Origin of the sequence: Marinococcus halotolerans DSM 16375, from assembly GCF_000420725.1 — a bacterium.
GTDB lineage: Bacteria > Bacillota > Bacilli > Bacillales > Marinococcaceae > Marinococcus > Marinococcus halotolerans.
In genome coordinates this window covers 1-23,402 of record NZ_ATVM01000005.1, presented here as the reverse complement: position 1 = coordinate 23,402, position 23,402 = coordinate 1, and the positions used below count along the sequence as shown (strand labels likewise).

At 46.4% G+C, this 23,402-nt stretch carries 17 protein-coding genes and 1 other annotated feature; of the genes, 4 read left to right on the top strand and 13 right to left on the bottom strand.

Annotated features, from left to right (window positions below; all coding sequences use genetic code 11):
- Window positions 1-105: 105 nt before the first annotated feature.
- The 12 genes from argH to G548_RS0105140 form a co-directional block, all read right to left on the bottom strand.
- Window positions 106-1,485: an argininosuccinate lyase gene (argH, locus tag G548_RS0105195; RefSeq protein ID WP_022793090.1), complete on the bottom strand. Its 1,380-nt coding sequence runs from the start codon at window positions 1,483-1,485 to the stop codon at window positions 106-108.
- Complete coding sequence (locus G548_RS0105190) at window positions 1,482-2,687, bottom strand: argininosuccinate synthase (protein WP_022793089.1); 1,206 nt, start codon at window positions 2,685-2,687, stop codon at window positions 1,482-1,484. Before G548_RS0105190 ends, argH begins: the two co-directional genes overlap by 4 nt.
- A 341-nt stretch (window positions 2,688-3,028) precedes the next feature.
- Complete coding sequence (locus G548_RS0105185) at window positions 3,029-5,407, bottom strand: Lon protease family protein (RefSeq protein ID WP_022793088.1); 2,379 nt, start codon at window positions 5,405-5,407, stop codon at window positions 3,029-3,031.
- A 121-nt stretch (window positions 5,408-5,528) separates the two neighbouring features.
- Window positions 5,529-6,722: an acetate/propionate family kinase gene (locus tag G548_RS0105180; protein WP_022793087.1), complete on the bottom strand. Its 1,194-nt coding sequence runs from the start codon at window positions 6,720-6,722 to the stop codon at window positions 5,529-5,531.
- Between the two features lie 29 nt (window positions 6,723-6,751).
- Entirely contained in the window at window positions 6,752-7,750 is a 999-nt protein-coding gene (locus G548_RS0105175) for a class I SAM-dependent methyltransferase (RefSeq protein WP_022793086.1), read from the bottom strand.
- 168 nt (window positions 7,751-7,918) lie between these two features.
- Window positions 7,919-8,419: a thiol peroxidase gene (gene tpx, locus G548_RS0105170; RefSeq protein WP_022793085.1), complete on the bottom strand. Its 501-nt coding sequence runs from the start codon at window positions 8,417-8,419 to the stop codon at window positions 7,919-7,921.
- Window positions 8,420-8,451: 32 nt separating this feature from the next.
- Complete coding sequence (locus G548_RS17395; RefSeq protein ID WP_022793084.1) at window positions 8,452-9,006, bottom strand: RDD family protein; 555 nt, start codon at window positions 9,004-9,006, stop codon at window positions 8,452-8,454.
- A 15-nt stretch (window positions 9,007-9,021) separates the two neighbouring features.
- Window positions 9,022-10,017, bottom strand: a complete 996-nt coding sequence (gene sppA, locus G548_RS0105160; RefSeq protein ID WP_022793083.1) for a signal peptide peptidase SppA — start codon at window positions 10,015-10,017, stop codon at window positions 9,022-9,024.
- Window positions 10,014-11,645 (bottom strand): amidohydrolase, encoded by a 1,632-nt coding sequence (locus tag G548_RS17390; RefSeq protein WP_022793082.1) that lies wholly within the window; start codon window positions 11,643-11,645, stop codon window positions 10,014-10,016. The genes sppA and G548_RS17390 overlap by 4 nt, the downstream gene beginning before the upstream one ends.
- A gap of 98 nt (window positions 11,646-11,743) precedes the next feature.
- Entirely contained in the window at window positions 11,744-12,949 is a 1,206-nt protein-coding gene (thiI, locus tag G548_RS0105150; RefSeq protein ID WP_022793081.1) for a tRNA uracil 4-sulfurtransferase ThiI, read from the bottom strand.
- On the bottom strand, window positions 12,946-14,091 hold the full coding sequence (locus G548_RS0105145; protein ID WP_022793080.1) for a cysteine desulfurase family protein: 1,146 nt from the start codon (window positions 14,089-14,091) through the stop codon (window positions 12,946-12,948). The genes thiI and G548_RS0105145 overlap by 4 nt, the downstream gene beginning before the upstream one ends.
- 77 nt (window positions 14,092-14,168) lie before the next feature.
- Entirely contained in the window at window positions 14,169-15,878 is a 1,710-nt protein-coding gene (locus G548_RS0105140) for a septation ring formation regulator EzrA (RefSeq protein WP_022793079.1), read from the bottom strand.
- A 269-nt stretch (window positions 15,879-16,147) separates the two neighbouring features.
- Between G548_RS0105140 and hisJ the strand changes: the two genes are divergently transcribed.
- From hisJ to rpsD, 3 genes are all read left to right on the top strand, one after another.
- Window positions 16,148-16,969, top strand: a complete 822-nt coding sequence (hisJ, locus tag G548_RS0105135) for a histidinol-phosphatase HisJ (protein WP_022793078.1) — start codon at window positions 16,148-16,150, stop codon at window positions 16,967-16,969.
- Window positions 16,970-16,982: 13 nt separating this feature from the next.
- Window positions 16,983-17,489, top strand: coding sequence for a GAF domain-containing protein (locus G548_RS0105130; protein WP_022793077.1), 507 nt, complete (start codon window positions 16,983-16,985; stop codon window positions 17,487-17,489).
- Window positions 17,490-17,821: 332 nt separating this feature from the next.
- Window positions 17,822-18,424 (top strand): 30S ribosomal protein S4, encoded by a 603-nt coding sequence (gene rpsD, locus G548_RS0105125; RefSeq protein WP_022793076.1) that lies wholly within the window; start codon window positions 17,822-17,824, stop codon window positions 18,422-18,424.
- A gap of 72 nt (window positions 18,425-18,496) precedes the next feature.
- Here the strand turns inward: rpsD and tyrS are convergent, their stop codons facing one another.
- Window positions 18,497-19,774: a tyrosine--tRNA ligase gene (tyrS, locus tag G548_RS0105120; RefSeq protein WP_022793075.1), complete on the bottom strand. Its 1,278-nt coding sequence runs from the start codon at window positions 19,772-19,774 to the stop codon at window positions 18,497-18,499.
- An 89-nt stretch (window positions 19,775-19,863) separates the two neighbouring features.
- Window positions 19,864-20,085 (bottom strand) — a binding site (T-box leader).
- Window positions 20,086-20,198: 113 nt separating this feature from the next.
- Here tyrS and G548_RS17385 point away from each other — a divergent pair.
- Window positions 20,199-23,402: transglycosylase domain-containing protein (locus G548_RS17385; RefSeq protein ID WP_022793074.1), on the top strand; the 3,204-nt coding region annotated here is incomplete at its 3' end.

Here is a 23,402-nt window from a genome sequence, read left to right as displayed (position 1 = left end):
CTTAAGGATGCGGGGCTTCTATTGTTTATCCAGTCGACAGCCTCTTTTGCATCAAAAAAGCCCCGGCCGGAGGGTTACCCCCGGACGAGGCAGAAGCAATGCTTATTACGTTTGGTTTATTACCTTTTTTCCCTGTGCGATTGCAGCACGCACCTGTTCAAAGCCGGTGCCGCCTTCACTATTTCTGCGGCTGACGACAGTTTCAGGCTTTAAGACTTCATAAATATCTTCTTCAAATGCTTCATTTGCTTCTTTAAATTCCTGCATGGAAAGGTCTACAAGATACTTGTTGTTTTGAATGCAGTCCAGCACCAATTTGCCGACAATCTCATGGGCTTCCCGGAACGGCACTCCTTTAACGGCAAGATAATCCGCCAGTTCTGTCGCGTTGGAAAAGTCTTTGCTGGTCGTTTCCGCCATCTTCTCTGTACGGACTTCCATCGTTTCCACCATTCCCGCAAAAATATCCAGCGACCCTTCGAGCGTCCGCACAGTATCAAACAACCCTTCCTTATCCTCCTGCATATCTTTATTATACGCAAGCGGAAGTCCCTTCAAAAGCGTATACAGTCCCATCAGGTTGCCGTACACTCTTCCAGTTTTCCCACGAATAAGCTCTGCCATATCCGGGTTTTTCTTCTGTGGCATAATGCTGCTTCCTGTCGCAAAGGAATCATCAAGCTCAATAAACTGGAATTCCTGGCTTGACCAGAAAATCATTTCTTCGGCCAGTCTCGATAAATGCATCATGACCGTTGAGGCCGCGCTCATAAATTCCAGGGCAAAATCTCTGTCGCTTACTGCGTCCAGGCTGTTTTGGTAAATATCGTCAAAGCCGAGCTCTTCTGCCGTCTGCCGGCGGTCGATAGGAAACGTTGTTCCAGCGAGGGCCCCTGCCCCGAGAGGAGAAATATTCGTGCGTTTTAAGCTGTCCTCAAAGCGTCCGTAGTCCCGTTCAAGCATCCAGAAATAAGCCATCATGTGATGGCCAAAGGAGATTGGCTGCGCCCGCTGCAAATGAGTGTAGCCGGGAATAATGGTCTCCACGTGCTCTTCTGCCTGAAGAAGCAGTGCCTGCTGCAGGGCCCGGATAGAATTCATAACGGTGTGTGTGTGATTTCGCACATACAGATGAACATCTGTAGCCACCTGGTCGTTCCGGCTCCGACCTGTGTGGAGTTTACCCCCTATGGGACCGATTTCATCAATTAAAAACTTCTCGATATTTAAATGAATATCTTCATTTTGAACCGAATACTCCAATTCTCCGTTTTTTGCTTTGGCAAGCACTGCTTCCAGGCCCCGGTGAATTTCGGAAGCTTCTCCTTCCGTAATAATTTCTTGATTTTTCAGCATATGTACGTGCGCAATACTTCCCTGGATGTCTTCTTCCACCAGTTTTTGGTCAAAAGGAATGGATGCCCCGAAGGCATCCACCCATTCTTCCGCTTGTTTTGTAAAGCGCCCGCCCCACAGTTTGGTCATACATTAACACCTTTCTTGTTAACTGCACTTTGTACTTTGGTCGGTAGACCCCACAGCTGAATAAATCCGACAGCTGCATTATGATCAAATTCGTCGTGGGTCGAGTAGGTAGCCAGATTTTCATTGTACAAGGAGTAGTCTGATTTTCTTCCTTCAATGATAGCATGGCCTTTAAATAATTTCACCCGTACAATACCCGTCACGTTAGTCTGCGTTTCTTTCAAAAACGCTTCGAGTGCCGGCCGTACCTGGGAGAACCACAGTCCTTCATAAATCACTTCACTCAATTTTTTCTCAATAACCGGTTTAAAGTGCGCTACTTCTTTGGAAAGTGTCAGGTCTTCAAGCTCTTTATGCGCCTGAATCAGCGTCATAGCTGCCGGACATTCATAAATTTCTCTTGATTTAATTCCAACCATTCTGTTTTCCACGTGATCAATTCTGCCCACGCCGTGCTTACCGGCTACGTCGTTTAATTCCAAAATCAAATCCTGCAGTTCATAGGCCTGGCCGTTAAGTGACACCGGCTTGCCCTGCTTGAATTCAATTTCGACGATATCTGCCTCGTCTGGTGTTTTTTCGAGCGGATTCGTCAAATCATACGCGCCTTCCGGCGGTGTAGCCCATGGGTCTTCAAGAACGCCGCACTCGTTGCTTCTGCCCCAGAGATTTTGGTCGACAGAATATGGATTATCGAGATTTACCGGAACAGGAACGTCATTTTCTTTTGCATAGGCGATTTCTTCATCTCTTGACCATCCCCACTCCCGGACAGGTGCGAGTACTTCAAGATCAGGATTAAGAGCCTGAATGCTGACTTCAAATCTTACCTGGTCGTTTCCTTTACCAGTACAGCCATGCGCTACGGCATCAGCATTTGTCTGCTCTGCGATTTCCACAAGTTTCTTTGAAATCAGCGGCCGTGACAATGCGGAGACGAGCGGATATTTTTGTTCGTACAGCGTATGTGCCTGCAGGGCCGGAAGCACGAAATCCTCTGCAAATTCTTTCTTGGCGTCTACTGTATACGACTGCACCGCCCCTACTTCCAGTGCCTTATTTTTTACAAATTCCAGATCTTTTCCTTCGCCTACATCAAGGCCTACTGCTACCACTTCGTATCCTTGACTGCTCAACCACTTAATTGCTACTGATGTGTCTAAACCGCCTGAATAAGCGAGAACTACTTTTTTGTCTGCCATTCTTATTTCCCTCCAGATTATAATTGAATATTCATGCTTGATTAATTATTTTTATACATCGTTTTGAAAAAATTAAAAGGACCAGCGCCTTTGTTTATGATTACTGTATTCAACTTCTTTCATTACTTTAACAAGCCCACAAAGAATTTGCAACCGGAAAATACAATTTTTTAGTATAAAAATTTATTTTTTTGATATTTTATGCGTTATCCGCCCTTTATCATGCAATCTGATGTATGTGCATGCATGAATCATAAACGACTTTGCAAGCTTCTGTTAAACAAACAGCCGGGTGAACACACAAATAAGCAGAGAGACCTGTACAGGCCTCTCTGCTGCATTTATTCCTGATGCTTTTCTGCCATTTCCATTAAACGCTGCTGCACATTACCGTAAACAGTATTAGAAGCATAAAATCCATTTTCTCCTACCTCACCGGCATGTTCACTCATAAGTATTTCCATGCCTTCCTTCACAGTGTTCACCGCCCAGATATGGAAATCACCGGCCTCCACTGCCCGCCTGATTTCATTACGAAGCATTAAGTGTTTCGCGTTCTGCGTCGGTATAATTACACCCTGAGTTTTTGTAAGTCCCTGCTTTTTGCATACATAATAAAAGCCTTCAATTTTTTCGTTCACTTCTCCGATTGCCTGCACATCACCAAACTGATTGACAGCCCCGGTCACGGCAATGTCCTGGCGGAGCGGCACTTCCGCCAAAGAAGACAGGAGAGCATAAAGCTCCGTGCTTGAAGCGCTGTCACCATCCACTAAATGATAGGATTGTTCAAAGGTAATACTTGCTGCAAGCGGCAGGGGCCGGTCACTTGCAAATTCCGCCTGCAGGTAGCTGGTCAGTGTATGAAGGCCCTTCGTATGAAAAGCCCCGGTAAGCTGGGATTCCCTGTCGATATTAACGATACCCCCGCTCCCGGCATATGTACGTGCCGTGACGCGGGTCGGGTAACCAAATGAATAATCTCCTGTGTGGGCTACCACTAACGCATTGATCTGGCCAATTTTTTCACCGCTCGTTGCGATATTGATTGTTCCGTCTTCAATCGCTTCATGAATGGCTGCTTCCGGCTGGGCTGAACGGTAATTTGTTTCTTTTAAGGCAGCGTGCACGTGATTTTGTTCAATAATGGCTGATTGTTCCTGGGCCGCCCAATAATCCGCTTCAATTAATAGAGATGTTACTTCGTGAAATTTAACGGAAAGCTTTCGCTGATGGCCTGCTTCTCTGGTACTGTAGTCAATAAGCCTCGCGACTGCTTCCGACGTCAGAGGACGCAGCCGTTTATTATCACAAAAACAGGCCAGAAAAGTCGCATACTGCCATATATTCTCCTGGGTCCGCTCCATTGTAGTAGTAAAATCCACCTTCACTTTGAAAAGCTTACGGAAGGTTTCATCTTCCTTCTGGAGCTTCTGGTATAAAGCATTCGTTCCGACAAGAAGCACCTTCGCCTGAAAAGGCACAGGCTCCGGCTCGAGGTAAGTACTGGCAAATATGTCGGAATCCTCATAAGGATTCTCAAGCCGGATATGACCCAGCCGCATGGCTCTTTTTAATGCTTTCCATGCAAATGGATGCGACATCAGTTCTGCGGCATGAAGGATCAAAAATCCGCCGTTCGCCCGGTGAAGAGCACCGCCCCTGATGTGGGAAAAATCCGTGGGGGAGCCTCCATTGCGGCCAATTTCGACCTTTCCAAACAGATTGACATATGTCGGGTGCGACTCATAAATAACAGGCGCCCCCGTATTACCGCTGTTATTTACCAGAATATTAATTTCATAACGGCGGAACGAAAAGCCCGATACGGCCGGGCTCCCTTCCTGCGTTTCTTTTGCTGGCAGAAATTCCTGCCAGTGCTGAATAACGTCCTTTTCCATGTCAGACAAGAATGTATGTAAGCCTTCGTTGATATATTCATCTTTTAGAGTTGAAATAAAGCCCTGGATGGATGTTCGAACCATCTGCTCGTCGGCTTCCCTGAGCTGGCGCCTTAGAATACGCTTTGCCACCTGCTGTTGTCTCAAAAAGTCGTTCACCTGTCTTGTGATCGTTTGAGACTCCTTCATAATATAATCCTGCCGGCTTTTTAAGAGTTCGTTATAGCTTTCGTCACTGTGAGGCTCGCCGTTTTCTTTAAGCGGTACCGCTACGATATCTTCATCTGATTTTTCGAGCGCAAATCCCTTTGCTGCAGCTTCCTCTTCAAGCTTTTCCCAATGGTCATTAATCACTTTTTCGTGTTTTTCCGCCATAGCTACTTTTTTCCGCTCAAAGGACTTACTGCGGAGTGTCGCAGCAATCTCTTCCTGCAGATCTTCAATCAATTCTTTAATATCTTTAGCAAAAGGCTCAGCCATTCCGGCAGGGATGCTCATCACTCTCGGCCGCCGGGGATCTTCAAACGAATATGTATAAATCCAGTCAGCCGGCACCTGCCTTTTCTCTGCTGCTTCCTTTGCTTTTCTCCGGGCATACGTCGTTTTCCCAAGCCCGCTTGCTCCGGTTAAAAACATATGATAATTTTCATCCTGAATATCCAAACCCATCTCCATAGCTTTCACTGCACGCTCTTGTCCAATCATTCCCTGAGTTCTATCTGTTAATTCTTTCGTTGTGTGAAAGGAAAACATGCGCGGATCGCAGCGCTCCGCTAATGCTGAGACAGGAAGTTTGCAGCGCATTTCAGCTGTTTGCATAAATCTGTCTCCTTTCAAAGTACTGTTACTCCTTCTTTCCCATTATCCAAAGAATATATGCAGAAATATCATATATTTTGTAAAAAACTCCTGCTTCATCGAAACAGGAGTTGTGTCTTACTTATTGAATCGGGCCGAGCCGGACTGTGTCCCTTGCAATCATTACTTCTTCGTCGGTAGGAACCACTGCAACGGCCACCCGGGAGTCACCTGTCTGAATAAACGCCTCTCCCGAAGCCTGGCTGTTTTTCTCTTTGTCAATTTGAATGCCCATAAATTCAAGGCCCTCCATTACTTTCTCACGGACCAGCGCACTGTTTTCGCCTACACCAGCGGTGAATATAACCGCATCGACACCGTTCATACTGGCTGCATAGGTGCCAATATATTTATGCATCCGGGTTAAATATATATCGAGCGCTGTCTGAGCTCTTTCACTGCCTTCCTCCGCCTGCTGAACAACATCGCGGAAATCACTGGACGCTCCGCTTACACCAAGCAGTCCGCTCTTTTTATTCAGTGTATCAATAACTTCCGCAGCTGTCTGGCCGGTTTTCTCCATTAAATATGGAATCAGGGCCGGATCAATGTTGCCGGAGCGGGTACCCATCATTACGCCGGCAAGCGGAGTGAAGCCCATCGACGTATCGACGGAAACGCCCTGGTCCACCGCCGTGATGCTGGCACCGTTGCCGATATGGCACGAAATGATTTTCAGGTCATTTTCCGGACGATCCATTAGCTCTGTCATCCGCTGACTGACATATTTATGGGATGTTCCGTGAAAGCCGTATTTACGAACACCGTACTTTTCGTAGTATTCATACGGAACACCGTACAAATATTTTTCTTTCGGAATCGACTGGTGAAACGCTGTGTCAAATACCGCTACAGATGGAACTTCCGGGAGAATATCACGAAACGCTTTAATACCGACAATGTTAGCCGGGTTATGAAGCGGGGCAAGCTCGCTTACGTTTTCAAGTTCGCTGAGTACCTGCTCTGTAATTAAAACAGAATCCGAAAATGTTTCGCCTCCGTGGACCACGCGGTGTCCTACTCCTTCAATGTCATTAACATCGGTAATAACATTGTATTTTGTTAACGAATCCAACAGGGCTTTTACAGCCTCTTCATGGTTTTGCAGAGAAGGATATTCGGTTTTCTTTTCTCCCTGTACCTCTACGGTAATAAAAGGGGTCTCCAGGCCGATCCGTTCGACTACTCCTTTAGTGATAATGGTTTCTTCAGGCATCTGCAGCAGTTGAAATTTCAGCGAGGAGCTCCCCGCATTAATAGCAATAATGGTAGACATTCTTTCTCCACTCCTAATAATTACTCTCTTTATTTATTGATAAACCCTTCTTGTACAAACCAGTCGTTGATCCGCTTCATCATATCCTGGAGAGCTTCCTGGCGGCTGAAGGATGGCAGCTCTGCCAACAGCGCCTGTCCCGGCTGTCTTACGTCAGGACTTTTCTTTTGAAGCATCCATATGCTTTTCGATGCTTCTTTGGCCTGAAACATCGTTTCCGGCAGCTGAAGAAGGCCAAGCGTATGCGCATGTCTTTTTACATATGCCTGAAGCTCCGCTGCTTTTTCGTCTTCAAACAGGTTGTTTGGAATGAGAAGCACCATAAAACCACCCGGCTTCAGCCGGTTCATCATTCCTTCCACAAGCAGGTGATGCACGTAGGATTTTCCGTCCGTGCTGCCCAGCTGATACAGTTCGGCGATTTGATTTTTCGGATAGTAGCCTACCGGAAGATCGCTCATGACGACATCCAGATCAGGCGCACCGAATTGTTCGATGCTGTCCTGATGAAACAGCTGAACAGCATGCTCCTGCAGATTCGCGAGTGTGTAGGCAATTTTAATTAACGTTTCGTCAACCTCCGAACCGTAGGCCTCAATATTTTTTTCCGACAGCTGATTTAATACGGCAGACAGAAGATTACCTGTCCCTACAGCCGGATCCGCGACCACAAATTCTTTACGGCCGTTCATCAGCTTGTCTACTAAATAACCCATGAAAATAGCAACAGCGTCCGGTGTAATAGCATGATGCTGCTGGACGGACTGCTTCATTCCTTTGATCAGGGCAAGCTGGAACGCTTTTCGAATATCCTCCTGCTCCATCGCTTCAGGCATCTTTTCTTCCAGGCTCTGCTCCAGACGGTCTTTTTCTTCGGCAGATATACGCTGCACTACCGTTCCCTGAAAGATATCCTCTCCAGCTTCGGCTATCGCTTCTAAATACGTTATACTAAGTTCCTGCTGTATCGTTTTCGTAAGGTCATCCACCAATTCAAATAGTTGTTCGACCGGTGTCGTTTCGTCCATGACACGCCCTCCTTCTGCAGCGTAAATACTTCTCCGCTCTCACTTTACAATACGCCAGTATAGCAGATGTGTTCTTTAAAGAGAAGTAAAGAAAACAGAAAAAAGCCCGTTTACCATTCAGGCACACGCACACAATAAATGACGCCCTTGCAGGCGCCATTTTCTTCATTAGTTTGTGTTGTTGGCTGCGTTTATTGCCGCTTCATAATCCGGATGGTTGGTTCCTTCTGAAACAACTTCCTTATAAGAAACCTTGCCTTCGCTGTCTACTACAATTACCGAGCGGGCAAGCAGTCTCATTTCATCCATTACGAGACCAAACCGTTCGCCAAAGTCCAGGTCTTTATGGTCGGACAGTACACGCACGTTTTCAATTCCTTCTGCTGCACACCAACGCCGCTGGGCAAAAGGAAGATCGCAGCTGATAGTCCATACTTCCACATTTTCAAGCGAAGCAGCTTCTTCGTTGAACTTCCGTGTCTGCTGCGAGCAGACCCCTGTATCAATAGATGGTACTGCGCTGATTAACCTTACTTTGCCTGCGGCATCACTTAGTGATACCGGAGTCATATCGTTAGCGAGTACAGTGAAATCGGGAGTGTATTCTCCGACTTCTACTTTGTCTCCCACAAGTGTCACGGGTTTTTCTTTAAACGTTACTGCTGTCATCTTACTCCTCCTTCATTTTTTGTTCACGGGCATCATTTTCTTGTATGAATGACCCTCGTATCGGCAATCATATCATGAATACCCGCCTTTTGTGGTGTGAAGGCTACCACAATATACGCCAGATTTGTAATAACCAGACTGCGGTAGGCAAATCGGAGAACGATCTCCCTGAAAATGATATCGGACCATTTTAATTTTTCCCGGTTCACCCGGACTACTCTCAAGCCGAAAATCATTTTACCGAGCGTCTGCCCGTAAAATTTTGTCATCAGTGCAAAATACCCGTATGTGATCACTGCGTTAAACACAGCATACAAGGTAATGAATCCCCAGATTTCTCCTTCTCCCGTAAAATAGAAAGGAGAGAGGAGAATCCCGTTCAAAGAAAAAAGTATAATCAAATCGGTAAGGTATGCCCAAAAGCGCATCCAAAACCCTGCGAACAACTCTTCGTTCGTTTCAATTCGTTCATTGGAATTCTGCTTATCCGCTGCACCGGACAGAGAATAAGCTTTCTCATTGTTTTCTTCCGGCACTGTGTGTTCAGTCCCCTGGGCATCCTCCGGATAGCGGTCGTTTGTGGTCATCGTCAGTCATCCCTCCTATCCTTCATACAAATACATTGGCCGCGGACTGTCGCTTCCAACTGATTTTAGCAGTTCCTGAAGTCCCAGCAGCTTCTCATCAGAGATGAACAACCCCTGGACAGAATTTTGCAGAAGTGACTGCCAGCTAAACCCATCCGAAGTGTAGCGTTCTACAGTAGCGTCTCCGAGTTCAAGATCTTCTTCCATCATAGCGATAGTGTCTTCTGAAGTCCCAAGCTCATCGACCAGTCCATTTTCTTCCGCCTGCTCTCCCGTATAAATACGGCCATCAGCTAAATCCCGTGCCTCGTCTTCACTAAATCCTCTTCCATCAATGACGACCTGCAGAAAATCTTCATACATATCGTCAACAATCCCCTGCATAATTTCTTCCTCTTCTTCTGTCACTTCTTCTGTAGGTGAACCCATGTCTTTAAATTCCCCGCTCGTTATGTTTACGCCTTCGATACCAAGGTTTTCGGCCAGCTCGGAGTAGTTCAGGGAGGACATAATTACACCTATCGAACCGGTAATAGTCGCCGAATGGGCTACAATTTTATCCGCCGGGGCCGCCAGATAGTAGCCGCCGGAAGCAGCCGTGTTCCCCATCGAAACATACACAGGCTTATTTTCTTCCTCCTGTACCTCGACCACGGTATCGTGAATTTCATCACTTTCAACGACACCTCCGCCCGGGCTGTTTACATTAATAATAATGCCATCCACATCTGCGCTCGATCCCGCATCTTCCAGATTACTCAGAAATTCCTCATGGTTGTAGCCTTCACCGGAAAAAGCACCGGACCCGCCCGAGGATTGAATGGTCCCCTCTACATCAAGCATAGCTATCCGGCTGTCTGAAGAGCCCTCTTTTACTATATCTTCCTGATTCTGCTGATTTTGCGCCTGGTTCGAGACTGTGTTCCACAGTGAAAAAGCTGTCTGGGCGCCAAGGGAAACGATGAGAAGCACCGCTGCCGCTAATAAAGCAAACCACCTTTTTGCGTTCATAATTGTTCCTCCGTTTCATTATTAATTTTGATCCTGCTTTCTTCCGGCAGAAACACTACCGCGTCCCCTACAACGGTTGCTTCCACTTCGGCTGTTAAAATCTCTTCCGCCTCAATTCGAAAAAGATCCTTCCGGAGCACCGTAAAGTCTGCTTTGTAACCGGGAGCTATCCTGCCAAGATCGCCCTCCCGGCTGATCGCTCTGGCACTGCCGCCAGTATACAGCTCCACGGCTTCAAAAGTGGTTAGTTTTTCTTCCGGCATATAACCGTTGTGCGACTCTCCCGGGTTTTTCCGCGCGACAGCCGCATAAATTCCGGTTCTTGGGTCCACGGATCCAATAGGAGCGTCCGAGCTTCCCGCACAGATCACCCCCTGATCAAGGAGTGTTTTCCAGGCAAAGGAATAACGAAGTCTTTCTTTGCCAAGACGTTCTTCCACCCACGGGAAGTCAGAAAGCACAAACCGCGGCTGCAGATCGAGTGCCACCGGCAGAGCCTTCAGCCGTTCCACCAAATCTTCCCTGGCGATTTGGACGTGAATAATCCGGTCCCGCACTCCTTCTGGCACCGGCCAGGTTTCCAAAGCATCTATCACATACTCCAAGGCTAAATCACCAATGGCGTGCACAGCTACCGGCATATTTTCTTTTCTGGCCTCTGCCACAAGCTGTTTTAACTCTTCTCTCGAATGGATAGCAACGCCTGCTGTTTCAGGGGCGTCATTGTAGGGGCGACTGAGAAGGGCGGTACGTCCACCGAGCGCTCCATCTGCAAATATTTTCATGGCGCCAAGCTCCAGGCCTTCCTCAAGAAGGCCGTAGGTGTGGCCCTGCTGTATAAAATCCGGAAACACTTCATGGTGCACGAGAAGGTGTGCCCGAAATGAAGTATCTGCCAAAATATTTCTAAACGTGTTCAACGTCCTCGTAAACCCGCCGTAGTAATTAAGATCTTCAGTATGTCCTCCGGTCAGCCCACACTGATGCATATGGCGCACTGCTTTTCCAAGTGCTTCATGTAAATATTCCTCAGACACCTCCGGAATTTCATCCTTCACTAAATCAGCGGCCTGGTCGAGCAAATAGCCTGTCGGCTCCCCCTGTCTTGATTTAACAATAATGCCTCCCTCCGGATCCGGAGTATCTTTATCAATACCCGCAGCATCAAGGGCACGCGTGTTAACCAATGCCGCGTGACGGCATATCCGGGTCAAAAGCAATGGATGGGCGGGCACTAAATCATCGAGCTCCTCCCGGTGGAAAATTTTCCGGTCAGGGAAATTGTTCTCATTCCATCCTTCTCCTATGACCCATTCTCCGGCAGGAATTTCTTTGGTCTTCTCTTTAATCAATGCAGCCATTTCTTCTGCAGAGGTGCACTCTGACAAATCCAGTTGGATCATTGTTTCCCCCAGCCCGATCATATGTAAATGACTGTCTGTAAAACCCGGGTACATTGTGTTACCGTTTAAATCTATCCGGCGGACAGCAGCATTTTGCAGTTCTGTTTCTATTTCTCTGAGCATGCCTGCTTTTTCAATAGTCCCGTCCGCGGTCAGGACGGCCTCCACCTGTTCCCCTTCTTTTTTCATTGTATAAATATTTCCGTTATACCAAAGTGTTTTCACAGCATTAACCGCCTCTCCTTTTTACGGGCAAATTCCCGTTTTGTTTCAATTCTTTTAAAATTCCATTTTATACCACTTTTGTAAATGAAAAAAGCTCTTCAGAGAAGGTCTTCAAACTCTTCTTTGCCATGATTCGCGTTGGAGACAGAAATCACCTTCGTTTCAGCTATCGCTTCTTCAAACAGTTCCTCTTTATTCAGGCGTTTTTCATACTTGTAAACTAAACCAATTTTCGGTTTGGTCGCAGGACTGTCCGGCTGAAACACAGTACAGCAGTCTTCATAAGGCCTCACAGAAATATCATAGGTACCTATACGCTTGGCCAAGCTGATGATTTCCTCTTTGTCCATAGCAATCAGCGGCCGCAGTACCGGTACACTAGTTACTTCGTTGATAACATTCATGCTTTCAAGCGTCTGGGAAGCTACCTGTCCAAGGCTTTCGCCATTCACCACCGCTTTAGCGCCTTCCTTCTCCGCTATTTTTGTTACTATTTCAAGCATCGCTCTTCTTGTAATCGTCATCGTATGGTCATCCGGTACCTGGCTTCGGATCGCTTCCTGAATCCGGGTAAATGGAACCACGTGAAGATTGATACTTCCTCCAAATTGGCTCAGGATCCGGGCGATATCCTCCACTTTTTGCTTCGCCCGTTCGTTTGTATACGGCGGACTATGAAAGTGTACTGCCTCGATCGTTACTCCGCGCTTCATGGCTAAGTATGCAGCGGTTGGACTGTCTATGCCCCCGGAAAGCATACTGACTACTTTTCCTCCTGTACCTGTCGGCAGACCCCCTGCTCCGTTTATACGCCCGCAGCTTACATAGGCTCCCTGCTCACGAACATCAATTTCCACAGTTACTTCTGGATTCTTCACATCCACCCTGACACCTTCGGTATGATGGAGAATATAACTGCCGACGCTTGGAGCGAGCTTCGTGGAATGAACTGGAAAATCTTTATTGGACCTTCTTGCTTCCACTTTAAACGTGGTTTTCCTATCCTTATATTCCGAAAACATTTGATAGGCCGTCTGCTGTATCTCTTCTTCTGATAAGTCAGCTTTTCTCGCATAGCTAATGGAAGATATACCAAACACCGGCCTAACCGCCTCAATGACTTCTCCAGCAGGTTCCCCGAGCAGATTGATCGCAATACGTCCGTACGTACGCCGTACTTCACAGTGGGGAAAATCTTTCACTGCGTGGTCAATGTTTTCTCTTAACTGCCGCTCGAATTCTTTTCGGTTCTTTCCTTTTAAAGCAAGTTCGCCGAAGCGAATTAATAAATATTCCTCTCTCATTGCTGTTCCTCCATAACCTTTTTTAACTGTGGCAGCACTTCTTCACACATGCTGCATAAATGAGCGGCTTCCTCTTTTTTTGTATCCGCAGAGAAACTGATTCGTACAGCACTTTCCGCAAGCTCCCGCTCGCCCGTAGCAGCCAGAATGACGACAGACGGCTCCGAGTTTTTCGAAGCACATGCTGTTTTGGTCGAAATGGAAGCTCCTCTTTCCGCGAGCGCTTCAACAAGCACTTCTGGTTTTATTCCCGGGAAGGAGACATTCAATATAAAGGGGGACCCTCCGGAAAAAGGAGAGTTGATCACTCCGCCGCTTTCCTGAAGCCGCAAAGCTGTCCAATCTTTAATTTCTTCAACTCTGCTGCTGTTTGCAGCATAGCTTTCTTTTGCCAGACGGAAAGCTTTGGCCATAGCGGCAGCCCCCGCTGTATTTTCCGTGCCCGAACGAACCCCGCTTTCCTGGCCGCCTCCGTGTATTAAAGGCTCAAGGATCGTTCCTGGGCGCTTATACAACACCCCTGTCCCCTTTAATCCATGAAATTTATGAGCTGATACCGTAACAAAATCCAGCCCCGCCTTTTCAATATTTAAAGGGATTTTGGCAGCGCCCTGAACATAGTCTGTATGAAAATAAATATCCTGATAGGAAGAGAGTATTTCTCCAATAGCTTCAATAGGCTGTACTGCTCCGATTTCACTGTTTGTATGACCAATTGTAACAAGGATGGTGTCCGGTTCTAACGCTTTATGCAAATCCTTTGTATTTATACGGCCGTCCCTGCCCACCGGCAGGTATGTTACCCGATACCCTTTTTCTTCTAAATAGACACAGGTTTTCATCACCGAGGGGTGTTCAACAGCCGTTGTTATAATATGACGGCCAATATTTTTTCTCGCCTCTGCGGTTCCTTTTAACACCATATTGTTTCCTTCTGTACCACCGCTCGTAAAAAAGCAGCGCTCCGGTTTCACGTTTAATTCCCGGCCGATCTGGCCTCTCGCAGTTTCAAGCAGACGTTCAGCTTCGCCGCCCTTGTGGTGAAAGGAAGAAGGATTGGCAAAATAGCTTTCGGACGCTTTCCTGTAAGCACTCAGCACTTCCTGGTATGGCTGGGTGGTCGCGCTGTTATCAAAATACATTTCAAATTCCTCCCAGCATTCACTAATATCATAAAAAAGAAGCCTGGGTTCAGGCTTCTTAACTATTTGCTTGTCGATTATGCTTCTGTCAGCTGCATATCAGACTCCTGCAGAACTTCTGTTACAAACCGGTCATCCATTTTCCGCACAGACGACGAAGCAACCTGCAGCGCGTGCTCATACTGGCCCTTGCGGAAAGCACTTTCTGCTTCCTTCAGACTTTGGTCAAGTTCAGCTTCCTTACCGCGGTATAAATTTCCGCGCTGGATGATACGCTCAGTCATCAATGCCTGCTCTTCCATACGCCGGAGCATCGTCGAAACAGTACGGACACTCTCTTCTGCCCGGGCTACCGTTTCGCGCACCTGCGCCATTTCAAGCGGAGTCTCAGAAAGAGCCGCAGCGGCATGGGCAATTTTATCGTCCGCCGATTCTTTTTCGTTCAAAAGTATTGGAGGAAGCTTAGGCAGCCTTGTGCGCTGCATTCTCATTTCTTCGATACGGTTCTGGCGCTTTAGCTCCTCGAGCGTTTCCATCGCCTGTGTCTCGTCTTTCCGGAGCACGCCAAGCTGGTTCTCTGCTTCCAGAATTCCGGACTCAACTTCTTCCTGTTTTTCAAGAATTTGTTTTAGTTCCATTTCGATATGCGTAAAAGAATGTTCTTTGTTTTCTTTTTGCTCCTGTAATTGTAATACGCTCTTTCTAATTCCATCAACCTGTCGTTTCGATGAAGCAATCAAATGCTCTGTTTCCGACGGAATCCGGTAGTTGGCCTCGATAAATTCTTTTTCCACTAAAAGCGTCTGCATCCGTGTGGATAACTGTTCTCTGCCTTCATGCACCTGCGGCAGCAGACGTTCGACCTCGGCGCGGGCTTCCACTTCTTCTTCAAGAATGCGGTACACTTCTTCATTGTACTCATCCATCTCAGTAAGACGTTCTGCAACTCCGTCGAGGTCCAGGTTTTCAATCCGCGTCTGCAGCTGTTCAGCTTCAGCTTCGTTTTCATTCAGCCTTTGTTCAAACGCAAAAGCATCCATGGCATACCCCTGCTCTTCCATTTCATAAAGACCGGCACGCAGGGATTTCCATTCTTCCGGCAGGCGCCGCCATACCTTTGCAAGCATATCCGGGACGGCGTAGAGCGATGCTTCTTCACGTTCTAAGTCTTCATCGAGTTTCTCCCTGAGCTGTTTTGCTTCAAATTGATTCCCCTGCTCCACCGCCCCGTAAAAAGCTTCAAAAGAAGCCTGGAGATCACGCATGTGCTGATCAAACAGCGGGGCTGTTTTGCCAAGCGTGTGCCAGTTCTGGGAAACAAAACGCTTTATTTCTTCATATTTTTGTTCAGACTCTTCAATACCGCGGCGGTTATCAGATTCATTATGTACGAGCTCTTCTATTTCCAGAAAGATATTGTTGATTTCCTCTTCAATACTGGCGAGCTGCGTGTCTACTGCAGCAGTGATTTCTGAAGCCTGACTGAACTTGTACTTGTCTGCTTTTTCTTCCGCATCATAAAGAGCCTTTTCAATATCCGGCAGATGCTTTCCCACAATTTCGTCCCAGTCTTTGCGCCATGATTCAAACTTTTCTTCTGTTTCTCCCGACATTGTCATGCCCTTGACCCGCGCAATTTCTTCGGCCACAGGCTGGTCCGCCAAATTTGCCCTAGCATCCTCCAGGCGGTCTACCTCCCGGTAGATGCGTCTGCGCCCCCATGCTCCGTATATGACAAACGCGGCGATAATGATAACCAGAACTATAATTACAATTGTTGTCGCCAAATTCCTCACTCCAGTTTTCCCCGCTGTGCATCCTTGTTTTTCAATAATTTACACGTTATGGGTTACTTATACTTATCTGATACTTTATGTGCACGAACGTACTCAAAATATTTTTTCAACTATGTTTACTTTAACTTATGATAACATGTAAACGCAGTGATTGTTATATGACGATAAAGAAAATTTCGAGAAAATCCATTTTCCTTATTTCCTTAATTAATCCCACTAAGTTTTCATAATATTTTCCATTAAAAGAGGTGTTTTTACCTATGACAATTACTCGTGACGGTCATGTTCATTCTCCATTCTGTCCGCATGGAAGCAGGGATTCGTTTCGTGCTTATATTGAAGCCTGTATTAAAAACGGAATAAAAACGATCAGTTTTACCGAGCATGCTCCTCTTCCGGAAGGCTTTACAGACCCTGTTCCGGATAAAGACAGCGCCATGCCTCTTGCACATCTCGATCAGTACCTCCATGATCTAAGCGACCTTCAGTCAGAATACAATAGCGATATTTTAATTAAAAAAGGACTTGAAGTAGATTTTATTGAAGGATTTGAGCAAAATACAGAGCAATTTATGAACACATACGGTCCTGAGCTTGACGATTGCATTCTTTCCTCTCATTTCATTAAAATAAATAGTGAATATATATGTATAGATTTTTCTTCAAGTCATTTTGACCGCTATGTCCGTCTAAGCGGCTCACCGCAAAAAGCAGCAGAATTGTACTATGATGCCGTTTTCCGCTCCATTCAGGCCCCGCTTGGAAAACACGCACCGAACAGAATCGGGCATATGACGCTCATTCGGAAGTTTCATAAAAATTATGATTATGATTTTCTTGATAAGCACGCTATTGAAGCTATTTTACGGGAGGTTAAGTCCAGAGGGTTTGAACTTGATGTAAACGGCGCCGGTACAATAAAAGAGCGGTGCCTCGAGCCGTACCCGCACCCCTCCGTAATACAATCGGCAGTACAGATGGGAATACCACTTGTATACGGCTCCGATGCCCACGCCTCTTCGGGACTTTTGGCAGGAAGTAAAGATATTTTAGCACTTACAGGGGAGCAACTACGACAATGAAAGAGGGATATCCATGTCTTTTCAACCGGTTTCTTATGATTCATCTTTAGAAAAAAGCTACCATACATTATGTCAGCAGGCGAAGGCATTATTTTCAGGCGAAAATAACCAAACCGCCAATTTAGCGAATGCTTCCGCTCTGCTTAACCAATTTTTATCCAATGTAAACTGGGTCGGCTTCTATATTTGGAGCGAAACAGAAAATGAGCTCGTTCTCGGACCATTCCAGGGACTGCCTGCCTGCAACCGCATCACCCCGGGAAAAGGAGTGTGCGGCACAGCTTACCAGAAAAAACAGACCGTCCGCGTGGAAGATGTTCACGCCTTTCCGGGCCATATCGCATGTGACGCCGCCAGCCTGTCAGAAATAGTTGTGCCATTGTTCACTCCTGAAGGGGAAGTATACGGCGTGCTCGACATTGACAGTCCTGTACTGAACCGTTTTTCGGAACAGGAAGCGTCCTTCCTGCGTCAGTTTGCTGATGAAATTGAACACGGACTGTTTTCCACAGAAAATTAAAATTCCCCAGTTCACTGTTCCCTGCCGGGCAGGCTTAAGTTAAGCCTGCCCGGGTTTTTCATTCACTACAAAATTTTTTAAATTCCATTTAATTCTTCCCGGTCTAAACATATTGACTTGCCATCAGCCAGAAGTTATAATGACGGTTGTGTAAAAGACAGCCTGGGCAAGCCTTGCATGTGCTTTCCATTTTGCTCCTTGCTGTAAGCAAGGTGTGTTGCGTAACCCCTAGCTGTCGGGGCGAAGACATACGAGGGCAAAATGAGCATGACGGGAGATTCGCCAACAGTGTTTTTATACCAAAATTTGTTTTAATAGAGGAGGATGCCATTATGGCACGCTATACAGGTCCAACCTGGAAAAAGTCCCGCCGCTTCGGCATCTCTCTCAGTGGTACAGGAAAAGAACTCGAAAAACGTCCTTATCCGCCGGGAGAGCATGGCCCAACGCAGCGCAGAAAATTATCCGAATACGGTGTTCAGCTGCAGGAAAAACAGAAGCTTCGTTTCATGTACAACTTAAATGAGCGCCAATTCCTGCGCACATTTAACATCGCTGGCAAATTGCCTGGTGTACACGGCGAAAACTTCCTGATTCTGCTTGAATCCCGTCTCGATAACCTTGTTTATCGTCTCGGTCTTTCCCGTACACGCCGCGGTGCACGGCAGCTGGTTAACCACGGCCACATTACTGTAGACGGTAATCGTGTAGACATCCCGTCTTACCGCGTAGAGCCTGGCAAAACTATCAGTGTTCGTGAAAAGTCCCGCAACATGAGTGCTATCCAGGACGCCCTTGAAGCTAATTCTTTCGTTCCGGAATATCTCACATTTGATGCTGATAACCTTCAGGGTACCTACAGTCGTTATCCTGAACGTTCTGAGCTTCCTGCGGAAATTTCCGAAGCACTAATCGTTGAGTACTACTCCCGTTAATATTAAAAAATCCCGTGCAGATATCGATCTGCACGGGATTTTTTTATTTATCCGGCTTTTTCTGTCCGATGTTTATCCATTGTTTTTTAGAATCAGAAAATATTTCTTTTTACCTCTGCGCATAATGATAAATTGATCGTCAATTAAATCATTGTTCCCTACAGTTTTATCTGTACTCTGTTCTCTCTCACCATTAATATATACGGCACCGTTCTGTACATCTTCTCTGGCCTGTCGTTTTGAACCTGCTATGCCCGCTTGAACCAGAAGATCCACCAGGTTTTGTTCTCCTGCTTCCATCGTGTATGATGGTACATCTTTAAAGCCCTGGGCTATTTCATCTGCTGTCAGTGCTGTCAGCTCGCCTCCGCCAAACAGAGCCTTCGTAATGTTTTCAGCCTGATTCAGCGCTTCCGGGCCGTGGACAAACGAAGTGATTTCCTGCGCCAGTCTCCGGTGAGCCTCTCGTTTTTCAGGCGCTGTCTGCATTTTTTCTTCAAGCTCTTTCATCTCTTCCTGATCAATAAACGTAAAATAGCGTATAAACTTTAATACATCACGATCGTCCGTATTAAGCAGAAATTGATACATTTCGTATGGAGATGTTTTTTCGGGATCGAGCCATATAGCATATCCGGCCGTTTTTCCAAATTTCGTGCCGTCAGCTTTGGTCACTAACGGGATGGTCATGCCGTAAGCAGGAGATTTTTCCTCGTCTTCATATTCAAGACGGCGAATCAGCTCTAAACCAGCGGTAATATTGCCCCATTGGTCGCTGCCACCGATTTGAAGCGTACACTGATGATTTTTGTACAGGTAGTAAAAATCAATTGACTGCATTATCTGATAGCTGAATTCAGTAAAGGAAATGCCCTCCTGTATCCGGGATTCCACTGATTCTTTGGCTAGCATATAATTGACGCTGAAATGCTTTCCAAAGTCTCTCAGGAAGCTGATGAGAGTCATGCTTCCAAGCCAGTCATGGTTGTTTACAATTTCTGCACCGTACGCCCCGTCAAAATCCAAGTATTTCTCGAGCTGAGTCCGAATTTTTTGTGAAAAACCTTCCACAATCTCCGGTTCGTTCAGGGAGCGTTCTGCGTTTCTCCCGCTCGGATCCCCAATCATTCCTGTGCCCCCGCCTACAAGAGCAATTGGCTGATGCCCGTGCAGCTGCATCCGGCGCATTAAAATAATAGTCAGCAGATGGCCAATATGAAGGCTGTCTCCCGTAGGATCAAATCCACAGTAAAAACGGAGCTGGCCGTTGTTTAACTGATTCTTAAGTCCCTCTCTTTCTGTCACCTGATTCACAAGTCCTCGTTCTTCTAATTCCTCCCAAATGCCCATAACTTTCCCCTTTCTGGTTTAAAAACGCTCTAAACTTGGATATATAAGTGTAGGTACATAAAAAAAGTCCCTCTTCGCTTCGAAAAACGAAAAGGGACGATGATGACCGCGGTACCACCCTTGTTGGAAGCATGAGCTTCCCGGCTTCATGTTGATAACGATGCATTACACCGTTTCAGGTCTTCCTAATCAAAGATCTGAAAGAAGCTCTGGATGTGTAATTCACCAAAGGCTGCAGTTCGACTTTCAGCAGACGTCGACTCTCTGTGACTGTAGGTCCTATGGTTACTTTCATCCTTCATAGCTGTATGTTATAGTTTGTTTTCAAGTTTGCGCTCTTTTTATTTTTAGCACAATACTTTCAACACTGTCAATGTATGAATTCATAGACAAAGCCACCTACAGAAGGGAGATCGTAATAATTATGGGACTCCACGACCAAACAAGCTCAAGAAACACCCCGCGCATTGTTGGTCTTTCATTTCTCACCCTTTTTATCGTTTTTATTTTAGCTGTTATATTTATCGGGTCAATCGGTGCAGGCTTTTTCGCCTCCTTGGTTAAAGGACAGGAAGCTTACACGGAAGAAGAAATGCAGGAATCAATATATAGCTACGCCGAGAACAGTACCGTCCATTTTGCCAGCGGAGAGGAATTAGGGGAGCTGCCTTCAGAATTGGAAAGACAGCGTGTAGAACTTGATAACGTTTCAACCAACCTGCAGGACGCCTTTTTATCGACAGAGGACAGGGCCTTTTATGATCACAACGGAATTAATCCTCAATCTTTAATGCGTGCTACATACCAGGAAGTAACGAACTCTTCCACTCAAACGGGGGGCTCAACATTAACCCAGCAGATTGTTAAAAACCAGCTGCTGACCAGAGAAGTATCCTTTGAAAGAAAAGCGAAAGAAGTCGCTTTGGCGATGAGAATGGAAACGTATTTTTCGAAGGATGAAATATTTCAGGCTTATATGAATATCGTTCCGTTCGGCCGTAACGCCAACGGAGAAAATATCGCAGGGGCTCAGGCAGCCGCTCAGGGAATATTCGGCGTTGACGCTTCTGAACTGAATGTGGCCCAGTCCGCCTACATTGCCGGGCTTCCGCAAAACCCATACACCTACACACCATTTGAAAGTAACGGGGAGATAAAAGACGATCTCTCTCAAGGACTGAACCGGAAAGATGAAGTATTACAAAACATGCTTGAAGTAGAGTCCATTTCCCAGGAAGAATACGATGAAGCAATGGACTATGATATTCGCGAAAACCTTGCTGAGCCACAGGAAGAAGTAGCACAGGAGTATCCTTATCTAATTAATGAAGCACAGCGCCGAGCTACAAGGATTATGCGCGAAGAAATGATTGCTGAAGACGACGTTCAATTAGAGAGCTTATCAGACGAAGAACGGCAGGAAACTATTCAGCAATACAATCAGGAAGCAAGCCGGGAGGTCGCTGAAGGCGGCTACGATATTGAGCTGACGGTTCATAAAGACACCTATGACGCTATGCAGGAAGCTGTAGATGGCAACGACTACTTTGGCCCCGACAAAGAGGGCGAAGCAGAGCAGGTCGGCGGCATGATGATTGAAAATAACAGTGGTGCTATTTTAAGCTTCGTCGGAGGTCGTGATTTTGAAACAAGCTCGTTAAACTATGCTACCCAGACGCGCAGGCAGAACGGCTCTACCATGAAACCACTGCTTGATTACGGCCCAGCTATTGAAGAAGGCCTTCTGCATCCCGGACAGACACTGCTTGATATTCCTACCGAATACGGAGGAGACGATGACGAGCTCAACAACTTTGACGGAGAGTATGAAGGCTTTATCGATGCAAGAAGTGCTTTAGCCGAATCACGTAACATACCGGCAGTGCGGGTATTTGATATGCTTGACGAATCGACAAAAGAGGAAGCCCTTACTGATCTGGGTATGGGCAACGTAGTCGAAAACGGTATTTCTACTTCCACTGCCATCGGCGGTCTCAGCCGGGGCGTAAGTGTAGAACAAAACACAAGCGCGTTTACAACTTTCCCTGCCGGAGGAGAACATCATGAACCTTACATGGTAGCTTCTATTACCGACAGTACAGACGAAGCTGTTTTCGAACATGAAGAAGAATCCACTAATCCTTTTTCAGAGCAAACCAGCTTCCTTATCACAGATATTCTGCGTGACGTATTAGGATCAGACGGTACTGCAAGCTCTCTTCCCGATCGTCTGAATATTGACGGCGACTGGGCCGGAAAGACAGGTACAACAAATAACCAGATCGACTCCTGGTTCGTCGGCTATAATCCCAACGTAACCTTCGGTCTGTGGCTTGGGTATAATGAACAGATCAGCATTGAAGATGCACAGGGGCTCTCTTATTCGCAGAGAACTCAGCAGATCTGGGCAGATATTATGAATGCCGCTTCTAACACGGAGGACGATTTAATCGGAGCTGGAGACACATTCTCTGAGCCGGAGGGCATTTCTACAGAAGAAATATGCGGACTCTCTGGTCAACAGCCTACCGATTTGTGCGAAGAAGCGGACCTGGTGAACGAAGATATTCTCAATGAAGAATTCGCTCCTACTGAAGAGGATGATAGTCTCGAAGAAATTGAATATGTAACTATCGACGGAGACCGTTACCCTGGATACGATGATACCCCTTCTGAATTTATGGAAGATGGTATTTCTTTAAATGACGAATACCTGTTGGACGGCGATGAAGAAGAAATTCAGGAATATCTGCCGGACGATTGGGACAATATTGTGCCAGATGAAGATGCTCCTGAAAATAACAGAGATCCTTCCCGGGTCACTGGAGTTTCTAATGATGGCGGCACCCTCACCTGGTCAGCTTCCGATGATAATGATGTAATCGGCTATCGTATCTTTAATGACGGCGACGAAGTAGATAATGTTATCGACCGGGAAACTACAGAATTTGATACTGATGGAAACGGCGAGTACACTGTCCGTGCCGTAGATACTCACGGCAGGGAATCCAATGATTCCAGCGCAGTTGATGTCGGCGGTTCGGATGGCGGTAGTGATTCTGGCAATAACGACAATGATAATTCCAGTGAAAACAATGACTCCGGTAATAACAATTCCGGAAACAACGAAGACTCTGGCAGCAGCGACTCAGAAAACAACAATAATGATTCAAACAATGATAACGCTGAAGAAAATACCGACAGTAATGATTCTTCAAACAACGAGAATGAAAATCAAAATTCTGAAGACTCGGGCAGCAGCGACGACTCCGGCAGTGATAATGAAGAAAACAATACAGATGAAAATAATGAAAACGAAGGCGGAGATAATTCCTCTTCTTCAGATTCTTCCGGCGACAGTCCCGAATCATCTGAAGGTAACTCTTCGGAGCCATCAGGCAATGAGAGCAGTGACAGCTCCGAGGAAAATACAAACGAATCAAATACGACGGATGAAGAAGAAAATGACGGAAGTTCAACTGACGAAGAAGAATCCACTGAAGACAGCAGCAACGAAGACTCTTCTGCTCCTTCCGGGGACAGCGGCTCTGACGAGGCTGAAGACTCCGGCGCATCCACCGAGGAAGAGGATTCCACTGAGGACTCCTCTTCTGCTCCTTCCGGGGAC

Bases quoted from the DNA above. Each gene is read 5' to 3' on its own strand.
- G548_RS0105180 (WP_022793087.1), bottom strand. From the start codon at position 6,722: ATGTCTACCATTATTGCTATTAATGCGGGGAGCTCCTCGCTGAAATTT.
- G548_RS0105190 (WP_022793089.1), bottom strand. From the start codon at position 2,687: ATGGCAGACAAAAAAGTAGTTCTCGCTTATTCAGGCGGTTTAGACACA.
- G548_RS17395 (WP_022793084.1), bottom strand. From the start codon at position 9,006: ATGACCACAAACGACCGCTATCCGGAGGATGCCCAGGGGACTGAACAC.
- G548_RS0105185 (WP_022793088.1), bottom strand. From the start codon at position 5,407: ATGCAAACAGCTGAAATGCGCTGCAAACTTCCTGTCTCAGCATTAGCG.
- G548_RS0105130 (WP_022793077.1), top strand. From the start codon at position 16,983: ATGTCTTTTCAACCGGTTTCTTATGATTCATCTTTAGAAAAAAGCTAC.
- tpx (WP_022793085.1), bottom strand. From the start codon at position 8,419: ATGACAGCAGTAACGTTTAAAGAAAAACCCGTGACACTTGTGGGAGAC.
- hisJ (WP_022793078.1), top strand. From the start codon at position 16,148: ATGACAATTACTCGTGACGGTCATGTTCATTCTCCATTCTGTCCGCAT.
- rpsD (WP_022793076.1), top strand. From the start codon at position 17,822: ATGGCACGCTATACAGGTCCAACCTGGAAAAAGTCCCGCCGCTTCGGC.
- argH (WP_022793090.1), bottom strand. From the start codon at position 1,485: ATGACCAAACTGTGGGGCGGGCGCTTTACAAAACAAGCGGAAGAATGG.
- thiI (WP_022793081.1), bottom strand. From the start codon at position 12,949: ATGAGAGAGGAATATTTATTAATTCGCTTCGGCGAACTTGCTTTAAAA.
- sppA (WP_022793083.1), bottom strand. From the start codon at position 10,017: ATGAACGCAAAAAGGTGGTTTGCTTTATTAGCGGCAGCGGTGCTTCTC.
- G548_RS0105145 (WP_022793080.1), bottom strand. From the start codon at position 14,091: ATGTATTTTGATAACAGCGCGACCACCCAGCCATACCAGGAAGTGCTG.
- tyrS (WP_022793075.1), bottom strand. From the start codon at position 19,774: ATGGGCATTTGGGAGGAATTAGAAGAACGAGGACTTGTGAATCAGGTG.
- G548_RS0105175 (WP_022793086.1), bottom strand. From the start codon at position 7,750: ATGGACGAAACGACACCGGTCGAACAACTATTTGAATTGGTGGATGAC.